The 15,530-nt window shown below is 72.8% G+C and carries 14 protein-coding genes and 1 pseudogene; 8 read left to right on the top strand and 7 right to left on the bottom strand.

The features are described from left to right. Nucleotides 1–28: 28 nt before the first annotated feature. Nucleotides 29–1,228, bottom strand: coding sequence for a DUF1266 domain-containing protein (locus ADK57_RS28460; protein WP_063786023.1), 1,200 nt, complete (start codon nucleotides 1,226–1,228; stop codon nucleotides 29–31). A gap of 185 nt (nucleotides 1,229–1,413) precedes the next feature. Here ADK57_RS28460 and ADK57_RS28465 point away from each other — a divergent pair, with 185 nt between their 5' ends. Together ADK57_RS28465 and ADK57_RS28470 are read left to right on the top strand one after the other, a co-directional pair. Further along, a complete protein-coding gene (locus ADK57_RS28465; RefSeq protein WP_053752511.1) occupies nucleotides 1,414–2,307 on the top strand; it encodes a glycosyltransferase in 894 nt (297 codons plus the stop codon). Continuing rightward, nucleotides 2,304–4,379 carry an ArnT family glycosyltransferase gene (locus tag ADK57_RS28470; protein WP_053752462.1) on the top strand — a complete coding sequence of 692 codons (2,076 nt, stop codon included), beginning with the start codon at nucleotides 2,304–2,306 and terminating at the stop codon, nucleotides 4,377–4,379. Before ADK57_RS28465 ends, ADK57_RS28470 begins: the two co-directional genes overlap by 4 nt. Nucleotides 4,380–4,443: 64 nt before the next feature. On the opposite strand, the gene ADK57_RS28475 is transcribed toward ADK57_RS28470, so the two are convergent. The 4 genes and pseudogenes from ADK57_RS28475 to ADK57_RS28490 form a co-directional block, all read right to left on the bottom strand. Next, a complete protein-coding gene (locus ADK57_RS28475; protein ID WP_053752463.1) occupies nucleotides 4,444–4,986 on the bottom strand; it encodes a hypothetical protein in 543 nt (180 codons plus the stop codon). A 476-nt stretch (nucleotides 4,987–5,462) separates the two neighbouring features. After that, the gene (locus tag ADK57_RS28480; RefSeq protein ID WP_053752464.1) at nucleotides 5,463–6,203 is read right to left on the bottom strand and encodes an FAD:protein FMN transferase; all 741 of its coding nucleotides are present in this window, start codon (nucleotides 6,201–6,203) and stop codon (nucleotides 5,463–5,465) included. 2 nt (nucleotides 6,204–6,205) lie between these two features. Beyond that, a pseudogene (locus tag ADK57_RS52595) lies at nucleotides 6,206–6,686 on the bottom strand (FMN-binding protein). 10 nt (nucleotides 6,687–6,696) lie between these two features. Further along, nucleotides 6,697–8,034, bottom strand: a complete 1,338-nt coding sequence (locus ADK57_RS28490; protein WP_199830699.1) for a ferric reductase-like transmembrane domain-containing protein — start codon at nucleotides 8,032–8,034, stop codon at nucleotides 6,697–6,699. Nucleotides 8,035–8,125: 91 nt separating this feature from the next. Between ADK57_RS28490 and ADK57_RS28495 the strand changes: the two genes are divergently transcribed. The 3 genes from ADK57_RS28495 to ADK57_RS28505 are packed head-to-tail and all read left to right on the top strand — an operon-like array spanning nucleotide 8,126 to nucleotide 11,390. Continuing rightward, on the top strand, nucleotides 8,126–8,893 hold the full coding sequence (locus tag ADK57_RS28495; RefSeq protein ID WP_078973390.1) for a response regulator transcription factor: 768 nt from the start codon (nucleotides 8,126–8,128) through the stop codon (nucleotides 8,891–8,893). Further along, a complete protein-coding gene (locus ADK57_RS28500; RefSeq protein WP_053752467.1) occupies nucleotides 8,890–10,347 on the top strand; it encodes a sensor histidine kinase in 1,458 nt (485 codons plus the stop codon). Before ADK57_RS28495 ends, ADK57_RS28500 begins: the two co-directional genes overlap by 4 nt. 53 nt (nucleotides 10,348–10,400) lie before the next feature. Continuing rightward, the gene (locus ADK57_RS28505; RefSeq protein WP_053752468.1) at nucleotides 10,401–11,390 is read left to right on the top strand and encodes an NAD-dependent epimerase/dehydratase family protein; all 990 of its coding nucleotides are present in this window, start codon (nucleotides 10,401–10,403) and stop codon (nucleotides 11,388–11,390) included. A gap of 4 nt (nucleotides 11,391–11,394) precedes the next feature. On the opposite strand, the gene ADK57_RS28510 is transcribed toward ADK57_RS28505, so the two are convergent. Together ADK57_RS28510 and ADK57_RS28515 are read right to left on the bottom strand one after the other, a co-directional pair. Continuing rightward, nucleotides 11,395–12,507: a sensor histidine kinase gene (locus ADK57_RS28510; RefSeq protein WP_053752469.1), complete on the bottom strand. Its 1,113-nt coding sequence runs from the start codon at nucleotides 12,505–12,507 to the stop codon at nucleotides 11,395–11,397. 2 nt (nucleotides 12,508–12,509) lie between these two features. Next, entirely contained in the window at nucleotides 12,510–13,226 is a 717-nt protein-coding gene (locus ADK57_RS28515) for a response regulator transcription factor (RefSeq protein ID WP_053752470.1), read from the bottom strand. Between the two features lie 103 nt (nucleotides 13,227–13,329). Between ADK57_RS28515 and ADK57_RS28520 the strand changes: the two genes are divergently transcribed. The 3 genes from ADK57_RS28520 to ADK57_RS28530 are packed head-to-tail and all read left to right on the top strand — an operon-like array spanning nucleotide 13,330 to nucleotide 15,433. Further along, the gene (locus tag ADK57_RS28520) at nucleotides 13,330–14,055 is read left to right on the top strand and encodes a glycosyltransferase family 2 protein (protein ID WP_053752471.1); all 726 of its coding nucleotides are present in this window, start codon (nucleotides 13,330–13,332) and stop codon (nucleotides 14,053–14,055) included. Continuing rightward, the gene (locus ADK57_RS28525; protein ID WP_053752472.1) at nucleotides 14,052–14,663 is read left to right on the top strand and encodes a TIGR04282 family arsenosugar biosynthesis glycosyltransferase; all 612 of its coding nucleotides are present in this window, start codon (nucleotides 14,052–14,054) and stop codon (nucleotides 14,661–14,663) included. Before ADK57_RS28520 ends, ADK57_RS28525 begins: the two co-directional genes overlap by 4 nt. Then, nucleotides 14,660–15,433 (top strand): class I SAM-dependent methyltransferase, encoded by a 774-nt coding sequence (locus tag ADK57_RS28530; RefSeq protein ID WP_053752473.1) that lies wholly within the window; start codon nucleotides 14,660–14,662, stop codon nucleotides 15,431–15,433. Before ADK57_RS28525 ends, ADK57_RS28530 begins: the two co-directional genes overlap by 4 nt. Nucleotides 15,434–15,530 lie beyond the last annotated feature (97 nt).

Below are 15,530 nucleotides of genomic sequence, written 5' to 3' on the forward strand. Positions count from 1 at the left end.
GTCCTTGTCGGGCGAGCGGCCGGTTCTGTCAGGTCGTCGTGGAGCGGAAGGGGATGTGGCGCCAGGGGCTGGCCGGGTCGGTGGTGAGGATGCGGTGCGGGGTCAGGGCCGAGGAGTACATGTGGCCGAAGGACTCCTCGTCGAAGCGCAGGGCCCGGCCGAGGACGTAACCCGCCGAGAACGCCTCCCAGGAGGTGTAGGTCTCGCGGCACAGTTCACCGGCCGCCAGCACCGCCTGTTCGGCCTCGGCGGGTTCGGCGAAGCGGGCGCCGACGCCCCAGCGGGCGTAGTTGACCGCGCGGCCGTAGTCGTAGCCGAGGGCGGAGGTGACCCAGCCGTCCGGTGGCAGGATGCCGTCGGCGCGGAAGCGTGCCTCGTAGCGGACGATCTGCCCGATCGCCTCCAGCACTTCGGCGATGTCCGCCTGGCCCGCCCCGCGATCCCGCAGTAACTCGACGGACACCGCCCGCCACACCTCCGGGTCGGCATGCGCTCCGGGATGGTGGACGGCCAGCTCGCGGCGCACGTTCAGCGCGAACTCCGGGTGCGGTGGGCTGTTGCGGCCCTCGAGGAGATACGTCAACTGCTGCTGCCAACGGCCGCGGTCCGTCGTACCCCACGACTCGCGCAGGCCCTCCACGTCGGCCTGGTAGTCGGCGTACACGTCGCCGACGTCGTTCCACAACACCTGGCAGTGCACGGCCAGATGGGTTCCGCAGGCCAGGCCGTGGGCGAGCGGGCCGTGCAGGGGGCCGTCGTACTTGGTGATCAGCTCGTCGTCGTCATGGCCTCGCGACGGCGCGTCCTTCTTCAGGGCCTTCCAGTGGCGGCGCCGGTTGCGGGCGTCGGGGAACCACGCCTCGACCGGCGTACCGGGGTTGACCACCAGCCCGCGCCAGCCCTCGCCCCACCACTCCTCGGGCGCCAGCGGCAGCTTCAGCTCGCAGGCCACCACGTCGGGGCGGCGCGGCAGCAGCACGCCCCGGGTGTGGACGGCTACGTAGTCGCCGCCGTCCGCCGCGCGGTACGGCAGCCAGTTGACGGCCTTCTTGCCGCGGTCGATCTGCTCCTTCGGCGCATAGGCGAAGGTGTCCGCACCCAGCAGCACCCGCAGGTAACCGTCCCAGTCCGCACGGGACTTGGCCTCCAGCAGCCGCCGTTCGACGTCGGTCGGCGGTGTCCACACGGCGGGCGGCGGGCCGAACTGCCCGGATGTCGGTGTCCCCATGGGAGTCAGAGCCTAGCGATCACGTCCCCGGCGGCCCGTGCCGCCCCCGCTCGACCCACCTCCCGGGCCGCACCCTTGGCATCCGGCGTCACCGCGCTGTGCGCAAGCTGTGAGTCCGCTGATTCTCACCTTTCCCTCAGAGCGGCCTCAGGGATCCCCCAGAAGCGGCCCCGATGGTCACTGACATGAACGAAACGAACGCGGGAGGCGTCCGGCAGCGGTCGGTCGAGATCGTGGTGCCGGTCCACAACGAGGCACACGTCCTCGCCGACAGCATCGGCCGTCTCCACGCACACCTCGAAACGTCCTTCCCGTTCCCGTTCCGGATCACGGTCGCGGACAACGCGAGCACGGACGCCACCTGGCCGGTGGCGACCGGCCTGACGCTCCGGCTCCCCCACGTGCACGCGGTGCGCCTGGAGGAGAAGGGCCGGGGCCGCGCCCTGAAGCACGTCTGGAGCCGGTCGTCCGCGGATGTCGTCGCCTACATGGACGTCGACCTCTCCACCGGCCTCGAAGGCTTCCTGCCGCTGGTGGCACCCCTGCTCTCCGGCCACAGCGACCTCGCGATCGGCAGCCGTCTGCACCACCAGGCGGACGTCGTCCGCGGCCCGAAGCGGGAGTTCGTCTCCCGTTCCTACAACCTGCTGCTCAAGGTGGGCCTCGCGGCCCGCTTCTCGGACGCGCAGTGCGGCTTCAAGGCCGTACGCTCCGACGTCTTCCGGGCCCTCGCCCCGCACATCGAGGACAACGCCTGGTTCTTCGACACCGAACTGCTGGTCCTGGCCCAGCGCAACCGCCTGCGCATCCACGAGGTGCCGGTCGACTGGGTCGACGACCCCGACAGCCGGGTCGACATCGTGCGCACCGCCGTCGACGACCTCAGGGGCATCGGCCGGATGCTGCGCGCCACCGTCACCGGCCGCGCCCGCATCACCGCCGTACCGCGCCGGACCAGCGCCCCGCAGGTCCCGGCCGCCCGCACGTCCCCCGGGGTCCTGCCCAGCGGCACGGACCCCTCCGCCCGCACCGCTTCCGACCACCCGTCCCACCAGGCGAACCTGGAGTACGCGTCATGACAACCCTCGCCCCTCCGCCCGCGCCCGTCCAGGACGGCGGGCCCCGGCACCGGGTGGAACCGCCGGCCGGCGGCGGCCTCGCCGCCCGTACCCGCAGGTTCTTCACCGGCGCCCCCGAGGACCCCCGCTGGGCGCGCCCCGCCCTGTGGGCGGTCCTGGTGCTGGCCACGGCCCTGTATGCCTGGAACCTGTCCTCCGTCACCGGCAACACCTTCTACAACGCCGCCGTCTACAGCGGCACCAAGAGCTGGAAGGCGTTCTTCTTCGGCGCGCTCGACTCGGGCAGCTTCATCACCGTCGACAAACCGCCGTTCGCACTGTGGGTGATGGGCCTCTCCGCCCGCGTCTTCGGTTACGGCACCTGGCAGTTGGCGCTGCCGATGGTCGCGGTCGGCGTCGGCTCGGTAGCCCTGCTGTACCGCATGGTGAAGCGGGACTTCGGGCCGGTGGCGGGCACGATCGCCGCCCTCGCGCTCGCTCTCACCCCGATCACGGTCGCCATCACCCGGGACACCAACCCGGACCCGGTCCTGGTCTTCCTGATGCTGCTCGGCGCGGCCGCACTGATGAAGGCCGTGCGCACCGGGCGGCTGATGCCGCTGGTGTGGTCCGGCGTCGCGATCGGCTTCGCGTTCAACACGAAGATGATGCAGGCGTACGTCGTCCTGCCCGCGTTCTTCCTGGTCTATCTGTGGGCCGCGAAGGGCAGCCTGGGCCGCCGTGTTCGCAACCTCGCCGTCGGCACGGTCGCGCTGGTCGTCTCCAGCGCCTGGTGGATGGTGGTCGTCGATCTGATCCCGGCGTCCTCGCGCCCCTACATCGGCGGTTCGACCGACAACACGGTCTGGGACCTGGTCATCGGCTACAACGGCTTCGGCCGTATCTTCGGGGCGAGTTCCTCGGTGGGCTCGCAGGGCAACGGGGCGAGCTTCGGCGGCGACGCCGGCCTCTACCGCATGTTCAACGAGATCATGGGCGGCCAGATCTCCTGGCTGATCCCCTTCGCGCTCGTCGCCCTGGCCGGCGGACTCGTGCTGCGCGGCCGGGCTCCCCGTACCGACGCCAAGCGTGCTGCGCTGATGCTCTGGGGCGGCTGGTTCGTCCTGCACTACCTGACCTTCGCGCTCGCCGAGGGCACCTTCCACCCGTACTACGTCACCGCCATGGCTCCGGGCATCGCGGCCCTCGCCGGGATCGGCGCCGTGATGCTCTACCGGGCCTTCCAGGAGGGCTCGGCGGCGAAGTGGAGCTGGGTGCTGCCGGCCGCGGTCGCGGGCAGCACGGTCTGGGCGGTCGTCCTGCTCCAGCGGGTCTCCGGCTCCGGGACGCTGTACACGGCCGCGGAGGTCGTGGCCGGGGTCGCGGGTGCGGCCGCGGTGATCGGGCTGCTGGTCGGCCGGTTCACCAAGCGGCAGCGGCTGATGGGGGTCGCCGCCCTGGCGGCGGTCGTGGCCCTGCTCGCCGGTCCCGCCGCGTACTCGGTGTCGGCGGCCACCGCGAGCACCAACGGCACGAACCCCACGGCCGGGCCGAACACCGGTGGCGGCATGGGCGGCGGCGGTGGCATGGGCGGCGGCCAGCGGCCCAGCGGCAGCGCGCCGAGCGAGACCGGAAACGCCGGCTCCGGCTCCGGCACCTCCGACGGGCAGTCCACGGGGCAGCCCCCGTCCGGCAGCACCTCGTCCTCGGAGTCCGGCACCGCACAGACCGGCGGCGGTGGCATGGGCGGCGGCACCCAGGTCTCGTCCGAGATGATCACGTACCTGAAGAAGAACCAGGACGGCGCGACCTGGCTGGTGGCGGTGGCCACCGACCAGACCGCGTCCTCGATCATCCTGGAGTCCGGTCAGCCCGTGATCTCCATGGGCGGCTGGTCCGGCAGCGACAACGCCATGACCCTCGCCAAGCTCAAGAGCCTGGTGAAGTCGGGCAAGCTGCACTACATCGTCATCAGTGACAGCGGGCAGGGCAGCGGCACCGACTCCGCGGTCTCCACCTGGGTCAAGGCGAACGGAACGGCCGTGACCGACTACAGCGGCCTGTACCGCCTGGACGCCTCCGACGTCGGCTGACGCCGGCCCCCTCCCCCCCTCGACGCCCCGCCGCATCCTTCCGACGCGGCGGGGCGTCGTCGCGTCAGTCCGGCAGCCCGTCCAGCATCTCCGCCATCCGCGGGGAGAGCTCGGCCCTCGGTGCCACCTCCTCCGTGTCGTTCGGGCCGCCGCCCCTCCACCAGTGCACGGCAAAGACGCCGGTGAAGGACGTGTCGTGGCGGCCGTCCGGGCTCAACCGCCGAAGCGCCTCCACCGCCGCCTCGGCCTCGCGGCGTCGTACGACCTTGTGGAACGCGAAGAGGCCGGGTGCTCCGAGGATCCCCACCAGTACCCCGTGCGGGGCCGGTCCTTGGATCAGTTCGCCGAGCCGGAGCAGATGGCCCAGGCCGAACCGGTCGTCCCCGGTGGCAAAGGCCAGGTCCGCCGCACCGCCGTCCCCCGCGACGGTCTCCAGCCGGAGGAGTTCGGCGCGTACGTTGGCCAGGGCGGCGTCCCACAACGCGGCGGGGTCCGCTCCGACCCTCCTCGCCTGGTCGTGGCTGACCCATCGCGTTCCCTCCGGGTGCCGTTGGCAGAGAACCGCCGTCACCCGGTCCGACCATCTGCGGACCAGGGCGTCGGTCATGCCGGAGACCTCCCGGGTGGGCAGGACCAGCGGCAGCAGGCGCGGGCGCAGCCGCTCCTCGTCCCTCGTGGCCCACCGGACCTGGGGTGTGCGTTCGGCCTGGAACGCGAACTCCCGCCTGATGCCGCCGGTCCAGACATCGGGATCGGGGTGCTTGGTGTGGTGCAGCAGCGGGCCGAGGAAGAACCTGATCGGGTTCCCTGAATCCGTCGCCGGCGCGATGACACCGGTGCGCCGTCATCGGGTCGACGTGCCGCCGCCGTACTCACGCAGCACCTGCTGCATACAGGGCGCGCCGCGGGCCCACTCCTCGCCGCTCAAACCTTCGGTCCACCAGGGCGCCCGCCCTCGTCCGAGCCACGTCACGCGCCGCTCCCCCGACTGCGCGGCCCCATGAGGCCGGCGACGGCACTCGCATGTCCTTGGACATGATGCCGCCGCCGTCCCGTCTCGTCAGCCGGTGGAATCGGCCCCTTCTACGCCGCCGGCGACTGGGCCGGCGCCACCGGGAAGCCCGGCGTACGGAGCACCCGGCGTTCGGCGTCCACGGCGAACACCTCGCAGCCGGGCCGTTCGGAGGCCCACTCGACGCCCTCCGCGCCCATCGCGAACGCGGCGGTCGCCGTGGTGTCGGCGATCGTCAGGGAGGAGGCGACGACGGTGAGCGAGAGCAGTCCGGTCGCCGGGCGTCCGGTGCGCCCGTCGAGGATGTGGTCGCCGCGCTCGTAGCGGGCGGACGTGGCGACCGCCCCGTCGGTGAGCTGAAGCACCGTGCACAGCTTGTCGGCGTGCTCGGGGTGCCGTACGCCCACGCGCCAGGGCCCGCCGGCGGTGACGACGTCGCCGCCGGCGTTGAGGCAGAAGCGGGTGGCGCCGGCCGCCCGGAGGAGGTCGGCGGCGCGCTGCACGGACCAGCCCTTCACCACCGCGCACGGGTCGAGACCGCGCCCCGGCAGCCGTACGTCGAAGGCGCCGCCGGTGGCGTCCCGGTACTCCTCGCACAGGTCGAGGACCTCCCGGAGGTCCGCGCTCATGTCCCGGTCGGGCAGCTCGCCCCGGTCGAGCCGGCACACCTCGCTGTCGGGCTTGAAGGGGCTGAACCGGACGTCGACCTCGTGCAGCCACGCGAAGACGGCGTCCGCGGCGGACTCGGAGATGCCCTCGTCGTCGATCCGCAGCGAGACCGGGAAGCCCATGACGTGTTCGACGCGGTGCACGGTCAGGCGCCCTTCGCGTCGATCGCGGCCTGGAGGGACTCCTTGTAGCCCTCGGTCGTGATCGTCGCACCGGACACCGTGTCGATGTCCGCGCTCTGCGCCTGAAGCGTCGCCGCGATCAGCTTCGGCACCGCGGCCGTCGTCTGCGGGTGGTTCGGCTGCTGGAGCATCTTGACGGCGGTGATCTGCGATCAGCTTCGGCACCGCGGCCGTCGTCTGCGGGTGGTTCGGCTGCTGGAGCATCTTGACGGCGGTGATCTTCTGGCCCGCGAAGGTCACCTGGACCTGGACGGGGCCCTTCTCCGTGTCGACCGTCGTACCCGAGACGACGTTGGCGGATCCCGACGAGGACGAGGACGAGGAGGACGCGGAAGGCGCGGGTGTGGCGACCTGGACGGTGGAGGTGTCGGCCGACGGTTCGTAGAGCCAGACGGGGACCAGGCCCGCGATGCTCAGGACGACGACAGGTATGGCTCGCTTCACGGTGACTTCCTCATCCCGCCAGGCTGAAACGCTCGAAGTGGATCTGCGGCTTGGGCACGTTCAGCTCGCGCAGGCTGCCCAGCACCGCGTTCATCATGGGCGGCGGCCCGCACAGGAAGACGTCCCGGTCGGCGATGTCCGGCACCAGCCGGGCCAGCTCGGCCGGCGCCAGCTTGTCCGGGACGGGCGGACCGGTCACCAGGTGCAGCTCGCAGCCCTTGGCGTGGGCGAGTTCGCGCAGTTCGTCGTAGAGGACCGCGTCCCGGTCGGTGGCGACGCGGTAGATGACGACGGCGTGGCCGTCCAGCTCCTCCAGGAGGGCGCGGATGGGGGTGACGCCGACGCCGCCCGCGATCAGCACCGACTCCGGGCGGGTGCGGTGCAGCGCGGTGAAGGCGCCGTAGGGGCCCTCGGCGAAGACGCGCGTGCCGACCTTCACATGGCGCAGGGAGGCGCTGCCGTCGCCGGCGGCCTTGGCGGTCAGGCGCAGGGTGCGGCCGTCGGGGGCGGCCGACAGGGAGAACGGGTTGGCCTGCCACCAGCGGTCCCGGGTCATGAAGCGCCACAGGAAGAACTGGCCGGCCCGGGCGGGCATGCGGTCGAGGTCGCGGCCGGCCATGTAGACGGAGACGACGTTGTCGGACTCGGGGACGACGGCGGTGACGCGCAGCTGGTGGCGCTGGTTCCGCCACAGCGGGAGCACCAGACGGCCGACGAACACGGAGGTCAGCGCGACGCTCCACACGCCGTACCAGTACGTCGTGGCGGCGGACGACGAGGTGAAGGTCGTACCCACCGCGACCTGGTGGGTGAAGGCCAGCAGCACGGCGACGTAGGTGTACAGGTGGATGAAGTGCCAGGTCTCGTAGGCCAGCCGGCGCCGGGCGTAGCGGCCTGAGACCGCGCCCACCACGATGATGATCGCCAGCGCGACGACCGCGCGGAGCACGCCCTCGACGGTCTCGGCGAGGTCGACCAGCTGGCTGACGGGGTCCATGTCGGACGACTCGGCGTAGCCGAAGCTGATGAAGACGGCGTGCGCGAGCAGCGTGAACAGGATGCCGAAGCCGGTCCAGCGGTGCCAGGAGGTCAGCCGGTCCATGCCGATACGTCGGTCGAGCCAGGGCAGCCGGGCCACCAGGAGCAGCTGGAAGGCCATCAGGAGCGCGCCGTACAGACCGGCCAGGCGGCCCAGCACGATGAGGGCGTTCGACGCGAATCCCGCCTGGGTGAAGAAGAAGGTCACCACGGCCACGTTCGCGGCCAGCACGGCGTACAGACCCGTGCGGGCCACCACCCTGGGGCGTATCGCCGTGGGGGGCGCAGGGGGCGATTGGACGGTCGTCACGGACAGAGCTCCTTGATCCGGGTCCTGGGTAACCGAGCTTCTCCGGCGGGAGCTGTCGATTTACTGTCGTACGACTTTCAAGTGGTTATCGATGTGGCCGCGGTGGCGGCCCCCCTCTGGTCGGGGCGGCGGCGTGACGCACTATGTGCAGGTGGACAAAGTACGACTCCTCGTTGTGGACGACGACCCGCCGATCGCCGATCTGGTGGCGACGGTCGCCCGCTACGAGGGCTGGGACGCCGTCACCGCGAACTCGGGTGAGGAGGCGCTGAGCCGTGCCGCGGAGTTCCATCCCGACATCGTGGTGCTCGATCTGATGCTGCCCGACATCGACGGTTTCGGCGTGCTGGACCGGCTGCGGCGCTCCGGGACGATGGTGCCGGTGGTGTTCCTCACGGCCCGGGACGCGGTCGCCGACCGGGTGGCGGGGCTGACCCGGGGCGGGGACGACTACCTGGTCAAGCCGTTCGCGGTGGAGGAGCTGATGGCCCGGCTGCGGACCGTGCTGCGGCGCAGCGCCGGGCCCGGCTTCCAGCGGTCCGTCCTCCAGGTCGCGGACCTGACGATGGACGAGGACACCCGCGAGGTGCGGCGCGGTGAGCGGCTGCTGACGCTCACGCCGACCGAGTACGAGGTGCTGCGGTATCTGATGCGCAAGTCGCCGACCGTGCTGACCAAGGCCCAGATCCTGGACCACGTGTGGGAGTACGGCTTCGGGGGCCGCTCGAACGTCGTGGAGCTGGTCGTCAGCCGCCTGCGACGCAAGCTCGACGGACCCGATGAGGCCGCAGCCGGCAGGGCGCCGCTGATCCACACCGTCCGTGGTTTCGGCTACGTGGTCCGCCAGGCCGCGGAGTGAAGGGAACCCTCCGGCGCCTGCGCCGGACCTACCGCAGGCTGCGCCTGGGCACCCGGCTGGCGCTGGGCCTCGGTGCGCTGTCCCTGGTGGTGTTCGCCGTCGTGGGCTACGCCCTGACGATGTACATGCGCGACTACCTGGACAGCCAGCTGGGCTACCAGCTGAAGGTCGTCCAGACCGTGCAGTCCAAGGACGCCGAGGCCAACGGCACGGTGCAGCAGAAGCCGTACTGGGGCTGGTTCACCGCGGTGTACGACGTGTCGGGCGAATCGGCAGTCCTGCGCCGGCCCGCCGACATCCCGGACGACACCGGCCCCCTCACCGCACTCGCCGAACGCATGGCGCACTCCGACACCGAGTTGCTGCGCACCGTGAAGATCGACGGGAAGGGCGTCTACCGGCTGCGGGCCTGCGAGGTCGAGCCCGGGGTGGTGCTGGTCAGCGCCGCGCCCATGGAGGACATCGAGGACACCGTGGACCGGCTGATCACCGTGCAGGTGATCGCGTTCGCCCTCGCGGTGCTGGCGCTGGTGGTGTTCGGCCGGAAGCTGCTGCGGCGGGGGCTGCAACCGCTGAGCGACATGGCCTCCACCGCCCACGGCATCACCTCGCACGACCTGACCGAGTCGGCGGCCCGGCTGCCGCTGCGCGCGGACGGCCGGGACGGCGGCCCGGAGGTGGACGAGCTGCGCACGGCGTTCAACACGATGCTGGAGCACATCGACGACTCCCTCGCGGTCCGCGCGGAGGCCGAGCAGCGGCTGCGCCGCTTCGTCGCGGACGCCTCGCACGAGCTGCGCACCCCGCTGATGTCCGTACGGGGCTATGCGGACCTCTTCCAGTACGCCGCCGCCAACGCCCCCGAGGAACGCGACAAGCACCTGGCCCGGCTGCGCGCGGAGGCCGCGCGGATGGGCTTTCTCCTCGACGACCTGCTGCTGCTCGCCCGTCTGGACGCGGCCGAGGTGGAGACGCCGCTGCGGATCACTGAGGCGGACCTGGTGGAGCTGGTCGACCACGCGGCCGACGCGTTCCGCGCGAGCCATCCGGACCATCCGCTGACGGTGGCGGCGGGCCCCGGGACGCTGCCGCTGCGCCTGGATCCGCAGCGCATCCGCCAGGTCCTGGACAACCTCCTCACCAACGCGGCCGTGCACACCCCGGCGGGCACCGAGGTGACCGTGACGGTCTCCGTCGAGCCCGGCCGGACACTGGTGCGGGTCGCGGACGCGGGCCCCGGCATCCCGCCCGGCGACCACGCACGGGTCTTCGACCGCTTCTACCGCGTCGACAAGGCCCGCAGCCGCGACCGCGGCGGCAGCGGCCTGGGCCTCGCGGTCGCCCGCTCCCTGGTCGCGGCGCACGGCGGCACGGTCGAGCTGAGCAGCGGGCCCGGGGCGACGGTCTTCACGGTGGCGCTTCCGCTGAGCCCGGCGAGTCTTACGAAGCCGTGACGTGCCGGGCGCGGCCGGGTCGTCCGGCCCGCTCACGGCCCTAGCGTGGCCGCATGCGTGTACTGGTCACCGGCGGTGCCGGATTCATCGGGTCCCATGTCGTCGAGGCCCTGCGGGCCCACGGGCACGAGCCCCTCGTCTACGACGTCCGCGCCGACCCGGCCTCGGACGTACGGAACCCTTCCGCGGTCCGCCACGCCCTCACCGGCATCGACGCGGTGTGCCACCAGGCCGCGATGGTCGGCCTCGGCGTCGACTTCTCCGACGCGGCGGAGTACGTCTCCCGCAACGACCTCGGTACGGCCGTGCTGCTCACCGCCATGGCCGACGCGGGTGTCCGGCGGCTGGTCCTCGCCGGGTCCATGGTGGTGTACGGCGAGGGCCGCTACACCTGCGACCGGCACGGGGTGGTCCGGCCCGGTCCGCGCTCCGTGTCCGACCTGGAAGCGGGACGCTTCGAGCCGCGCTGCCCGGAGTGCGGGGCCGGCCTGTCGCCCGGCCTGGTCGGCGAGGACGCCGCGGTCGATCCGCGCAACGTCTACGCGACGACCAAGCTCACCCAGGAGCACCTGGCGGCGGCGTGGGCACGCGCCACGGACGGCTGCGCGGTGTCGCTGCGCTACCACAACGTGTACGGGCCGAGGATGCCGCGCGACACCCCCTACGCGGGCGTCGCCTCCTTCTTCCGCTCGTCGCTCGCCCGCGGCGAGGCCCCGCGGGTCTACGAAGACGGCTGTCAGCGGCGGGACTTCGTCCACGTACGGGATGTGGCGGCGGCCAACGTGGCGGCACTGGAGGCGAGTTCACGCGCGGGCGCGCTGACCGCGTACAACACCGGCAGCGGCGAGCCGCACACGGTCGGCGAGATGGCCCGGGCGCTGGCTTCCGCACACGGCGGTCCCGACCCGGTCGTCACCGGGGAGTACCGGCTGGGGGACGTACGGCACATCACGGCCGACTCGGCGCGGCTGCGGGCGGAGCTGGGGTGGAAGGCGGAGGTGGGGTTCGAGGAGGGGATGCGGGAGTTCGCGGAGGCCGAGTGATCCCTCACGCCTCGGCAGCCGGCAGCGTCACCTCGAAGCGGCAGCCGCCGATGACATTGCGCACGGTGGCCCGCCCCTGGTGGGCCTCCACGATCCCGCGCACGATGGCGAGGCCGAGACCCGCGCCGGCCGGCGGGGTCCGGGCATGCGTGCCGCGCCACCCGGTGTCGAAGACACGGGGCAGGTCCTCCTCGGGGATGCCCCCGCAGCCGTCGGTGACGGACAGGACGACCCCGTCGGGGCCGCGCTCGGCGGCGACCGCGACCGTGCCGTCGGCGGGGGTGCGGCGGATGGCGTTCACGAGCAGGTTGCCCAGCACCCGGCTCATCTCCTTGCCGTCCACTTCGACCGGCACCGGTTCGACGCCGGCGCCGACGAGCCGTACCCCGTGCTGGCGGGCGAGTGCGTCCGCTCCCGAGAGGGCGTCGCCGACGAGGTCGTACAGGGACATCCGGGCCGGGGACAGCGTCAGGGTGCCCGCGTGGATGCGGGAGAGTTCGAAGAGGTCGCCCACCATGCCGTTGAGGCGCTCGACCTCGGTGCGGATCTGCCGCAGATAGCGCTGGGGGTCGGCGGCCACGCCGTCCTCCAGGGCCTCGGACATCGCGCGCAGGCCGGCCAGGGGGGTGCGCAGGTCGTGCGAGATCCAGGCGACGAGTTCGCGCCGCGAAGTCTCCAGGGCGCGTTCACGTTCCCGGGACTCGGCGAGCTTGACGCTGGTGGCCTTCAACTCACAGCTGAGCGCGGCGAGTTCGGCGGTGGCGGGACCGACGGGCGAGGTGAAGTCGCCGCCGTCGCCGAAGGAGCGGGCGGCGAGCGTGAGGGCCCGGCTGCGGGCGACGACCCAGCGGCCCAGCAGCAGCGCGGTGGCCAGGGAGACCACGGCGGCCATCGCGACGACCGTCGTGACGACCTTCAGGTCGTGCGCGGACAGGAACATCGCCTGCGCGACCGCGAGCGTGCCCGCGAGCATCGCGGTGACGGCGACGCCGGAGACCACGCCGAGATGCGTGACGAGCGAGCGGCGCCGGACCAGCAGCAGCACGCACGCGCCGAGGACGCCGACCGCGGCGGCGCCGAGGAAGGCGAAGAGGGCGATGAGAATCGTGTCGCGCATGGTCATCCCTCGTCGTCGGCGGCGGTGTCGAAGCGGTAGCCGACGCCCCACACGGTCTGGATCAGACGGGGCCTGGCCGGATCGTCCTCGACCTTCCCCCGCAGCCGCCGGACATGGACGGTCACGGTCGACAGGTCACCGAAGTCCCAGCCCCACACCTCCCGCATCAGGTCCTCACGGCTGAAGACCCGGCCGGGGTGGCGCAGGAAGAAGGCGAGGAGGTCGAACTCCCTTACCGTGAGGGCGAGTTCGATGCCGTGCTTGGCGGCGCGACGGGCCGCGGGGTCCAGGGTGAGGCCGGCCGCGCGGAGGGTTCCCGACGGCTGGGCCGGGCGGGCGCGGCGCAGTACGGACTCGACGCGCAGGACGAGTTCACGGGGGCTGAAGGGCTTGGTGACGTAGTCGTCGGCGCCGACCTCCAGGCCGAGGATGCGGTCGTCCTCGTCACCGCGCGCGGTGAGCATGATGACCGGGACGGGGCCGCGCCCGCGCATCCGGCGGCACACTTCGAGGCCGTCCATGCCCGGCAGCATCAGGTCGAGGACGACCAGGTCCGGCCAGTGCGCGGCGGCCCGGGCGAGCGCGTCGGGCCCGTCCCCGGCGCGGTCCACGACGTATCCGGCCCGGTCGAGGTACCCGGAGACGACCTCGGCGACGGTCGGGTCGTCGTCGACGACGAGGACCCGGGCCCCCGCCCCTTCGTACGGTTGCTGCTCCATGCCGCCAGCCTCGCACCTCGGGCGTTCCCCTGCGGCCCCCGGCTGTCGACGTCCGCGTTTCGTAAGGAGCCTGGGTCCGAAATGCCCGTTTCGCGCTCGTAGGGTGAGAGCCGTGACGACCTCTTCCGATTCCGTTCCGGACTCCGTGTCCGTGGACGTCGTACTCCCCTGTCTCGACGAGGCCGAGGCGCTGCCGTGGGTGCTGGAACGCATCCCGCCCGGCTGGCGTGCGCTGGTCGTGGACAACGGGTCCACGGACGGCTCGGCCCGCATCGCCCGGGCGCTCGGCGCGAGAGTCGTGCACGAGGAGCGGCGCGGCTTCGGCGCCGCCTGCCATGCCGGCCTGACGGCTGCCACGGCCGACATCGTCTGCTTCTGCGACTGCGACGCGTCCCTCGACCCGGCCGACCTGGTGCCGTTCGTGCGCGAGGTCGTGGCCGGTGAGGCGGACCTGGTCCTCGGCCGGCGCCGCCCGCAGAGCCTCGGTGCCTGGCCGCTGCACGCACGGGCGGGCAACCTCGCCCTGACCCGTCTGCTCCGCCGTCGCACCGGTCTGCGCCTGCACGACCTCGGCCCGCTGCGCGCCGCCCGGCGCGAGGCGCTGCTCGCCCTCGGCCTCACGGACCGGCGCAGCGGCTACCCGCTGGAGATGGTGGTGCACGCGGCCGACACCGGCTGGCGGATCACCGAACACGACGTCCCCTACCACCCGCGCACCGGCGCCTCCAAAGTGACCGGCACCTGGCGCGGCACCTGGCAGGCGGTACGGGACATGAGCCGCGTACTGGCCGAGGCCGGGACGGCCACCGAGAAGGGAGTCCGTGCGTGACCACGTTGCTCGTCATCGCCAAGGAGCCTCGCCCGGGACGGGTGAAGACCCGGCTGACACCGCCGTTCACGCCCAGGGAGGCCGCCGCGCTCGCGGAGGCCTCCCTGGCGGACACCCTGGACGCGGTGGCGCGGACGCCCGCACGGCGCCGGGTCCTGGTCCTGGAGGGCGAGCCCGGCCCCTGGCTGCCGACCGGTTTCGAGGTCGTACGGCAGTGCGCGGGCGGCCTCGACGAACGGCTGGCCGCCGCCTTCGCGGGCTGCGACGGCCCCGCCCTTCTCATCGGCATGGACACCCCGCAGGTGACGCCGGAGCTGCTCACCGTGGACTTCGCGGACTGCGACGCGTACTTCGGGTCCGCCGAGGACGGCGGCTTCTGGGCGCTGGGGCTGGCCGCACCCGATCCCGCACTGCTGCGGGGCGTGCCGATGTCGACGCCCTCGACGGGGGCAGTGCAGCGTGCGCGGCTCGCGGGACTGCGGGTGCGGGACCTGCCACGCCTCAGGGACGTGGACACGGCCCACGACGCGGACGTGGTCGCCCGGGCCGCGCCCGGCGGGCGGTTCGCCGCGCAGCTGGCCCGGCTCAGTGCGGCCGGGGCCCGATGAGCACCGTACGGATCGCTCGGCAAAGGGCGCCGCTCGCCGATCCCTGGTCCGCCGACCCCTATGCCGACGCCCTGCGCACCGGCCGCGGCCCGCTCTTCCTGCGCCGTGCCGACGGCTGGCTGCTCCCGCTGGAGGTGGAGCGCTGGTGCGCCGACGCCGACGCGGCGGACCTGGAGGTACTGCGGCGCTGCGAGGGCGCGGTGCTCGACGTCGGCTGCGGCCCGGGGCGCCTGGTGGCGGCGCTGGGTGCGCAGGGGCGGCGGGTGCTCGGCATCGACGTCAGCGAGGCGGCCGTCTCCCGGACGGGGGCGCTCGGCGGGCCGGCGCTGCGGCGCTCGGTCTTCGAGCCGCTGCCCGGCGAGGGCCGCTGGGGCACCGCACTCCTGATCGACGGCAACGTGGGAATCGGCGGTGATCCGGCGGCTCTTCTCGCCCGGATGTCCCAACTCCTCGGTTCAGGCGGTCTGTTGATCGTGGAGACGGTGCCGGAGCTGGACCTCGACGAACGAGTGCTGGTCCACGTGACCGACGCCCGGGGCGCGGTCGGCAGCCCGTTCCCCTGGGCGCGGCTCGGCACACCGGCCCTGCTGCGGCACGCCAACCGCGCGGGCTGGCGTGCCGACGGTCAGTGGGCGGTCGGCGGGCGTTCCTTCGTCGCCCTGCGCAGCCGCAGCACGAACAGCAGCGCCGAGCCGGCGAACAGCGCGGCCGTCAGGAGCAGCCAGCGGGCCGCAAAGCCGTCGCCGGACAGGCCGGTGGCCGGGGCGTAACGCCCCGCCACCCGCCCGCTGATCAGCGGGAACCACACGAGCAGGAGCAGCAGGGACAGGGCGGCGGGCACGCGGACGTACGCCACTTGTGCGCGTC

The sequence above is a fragment of the Streptomyces sp. MMG1533 genome (genome assembly GCF_001279775.1).
In the GTDB taxonomy this organism is placed as follows: Bacteria; Actinomycetota; Actinomycetes; order Streptomycetales; family Streptomycetaceae; genus Streptomyces.

Bases quoted from the DNA above. Each gene is read 5' to 3' on its own strand.
- ADK57_RS28460 (WP_063786023.1), bottom strand. From the start codon at position 1,228: ATGGGGACACCGACATCCGGGCAGTTCGGCCCGCCGCCCGCCGTGTGG.
- ADK57_RS28465 (WP_053752511.1), top strand. From the start codon at position 1,414: ATGAACGAAACGAACGCGGGAGGCGTCCGGCAGCGGTCGGTCGAGATC.
- ADK57_RS28470 (WP_053752462.1), top strand. From the start codon at position 2,304: ATGACAACCCTCGCCCCTCCGCCCGCGCCCGTCCAGGACGGCGGGCCC.
- ADK57_RS28475 (WP_053752463.1), bottom strand. From the start codon at position 4,986: ATGACCGACGCCCTGGTCCGCAGATGGTCGGACCGGGTGACGGCGGTT.
- ADK57_RS28495 (WP_078973390.1), top strand. From the start codon at position 8,126: ATGTGGCCGCGGTGGCGGCCCCCCTCTGGTCGGGGCGGCGGCGTGACG.
- ADK57_RS28505 (WP_053752468.1), top strand. From the start codon at position 10,401: ATGCGTGTACTGGTCACCGGCGGTGCCGGATTCATCGGGTCCCATGTC.
- ADK57_RS28510 (WP_053752469.1), bottom strand. From the start codon at position 12,507: ATGCGCGACACGATTCTCATCGCCCTCTTCGCCTTCCTCGGCGCCGCC.
- ADK57_RS28515 (WP_053752470.1), bottom strand. From the start codon at position 13,226: ATGGAGCAGCAACCGTACGAAGGGGCGGGGGCCCGGGTCCTCGTCGTC.
- ADK57_RS28530 (WP_053752473.1), top strand. From the start codon at position 14,660: ATGAGCACCGTACGGATCGCTCGGCAAAGGGCGCCGCTCGCCGATCCC.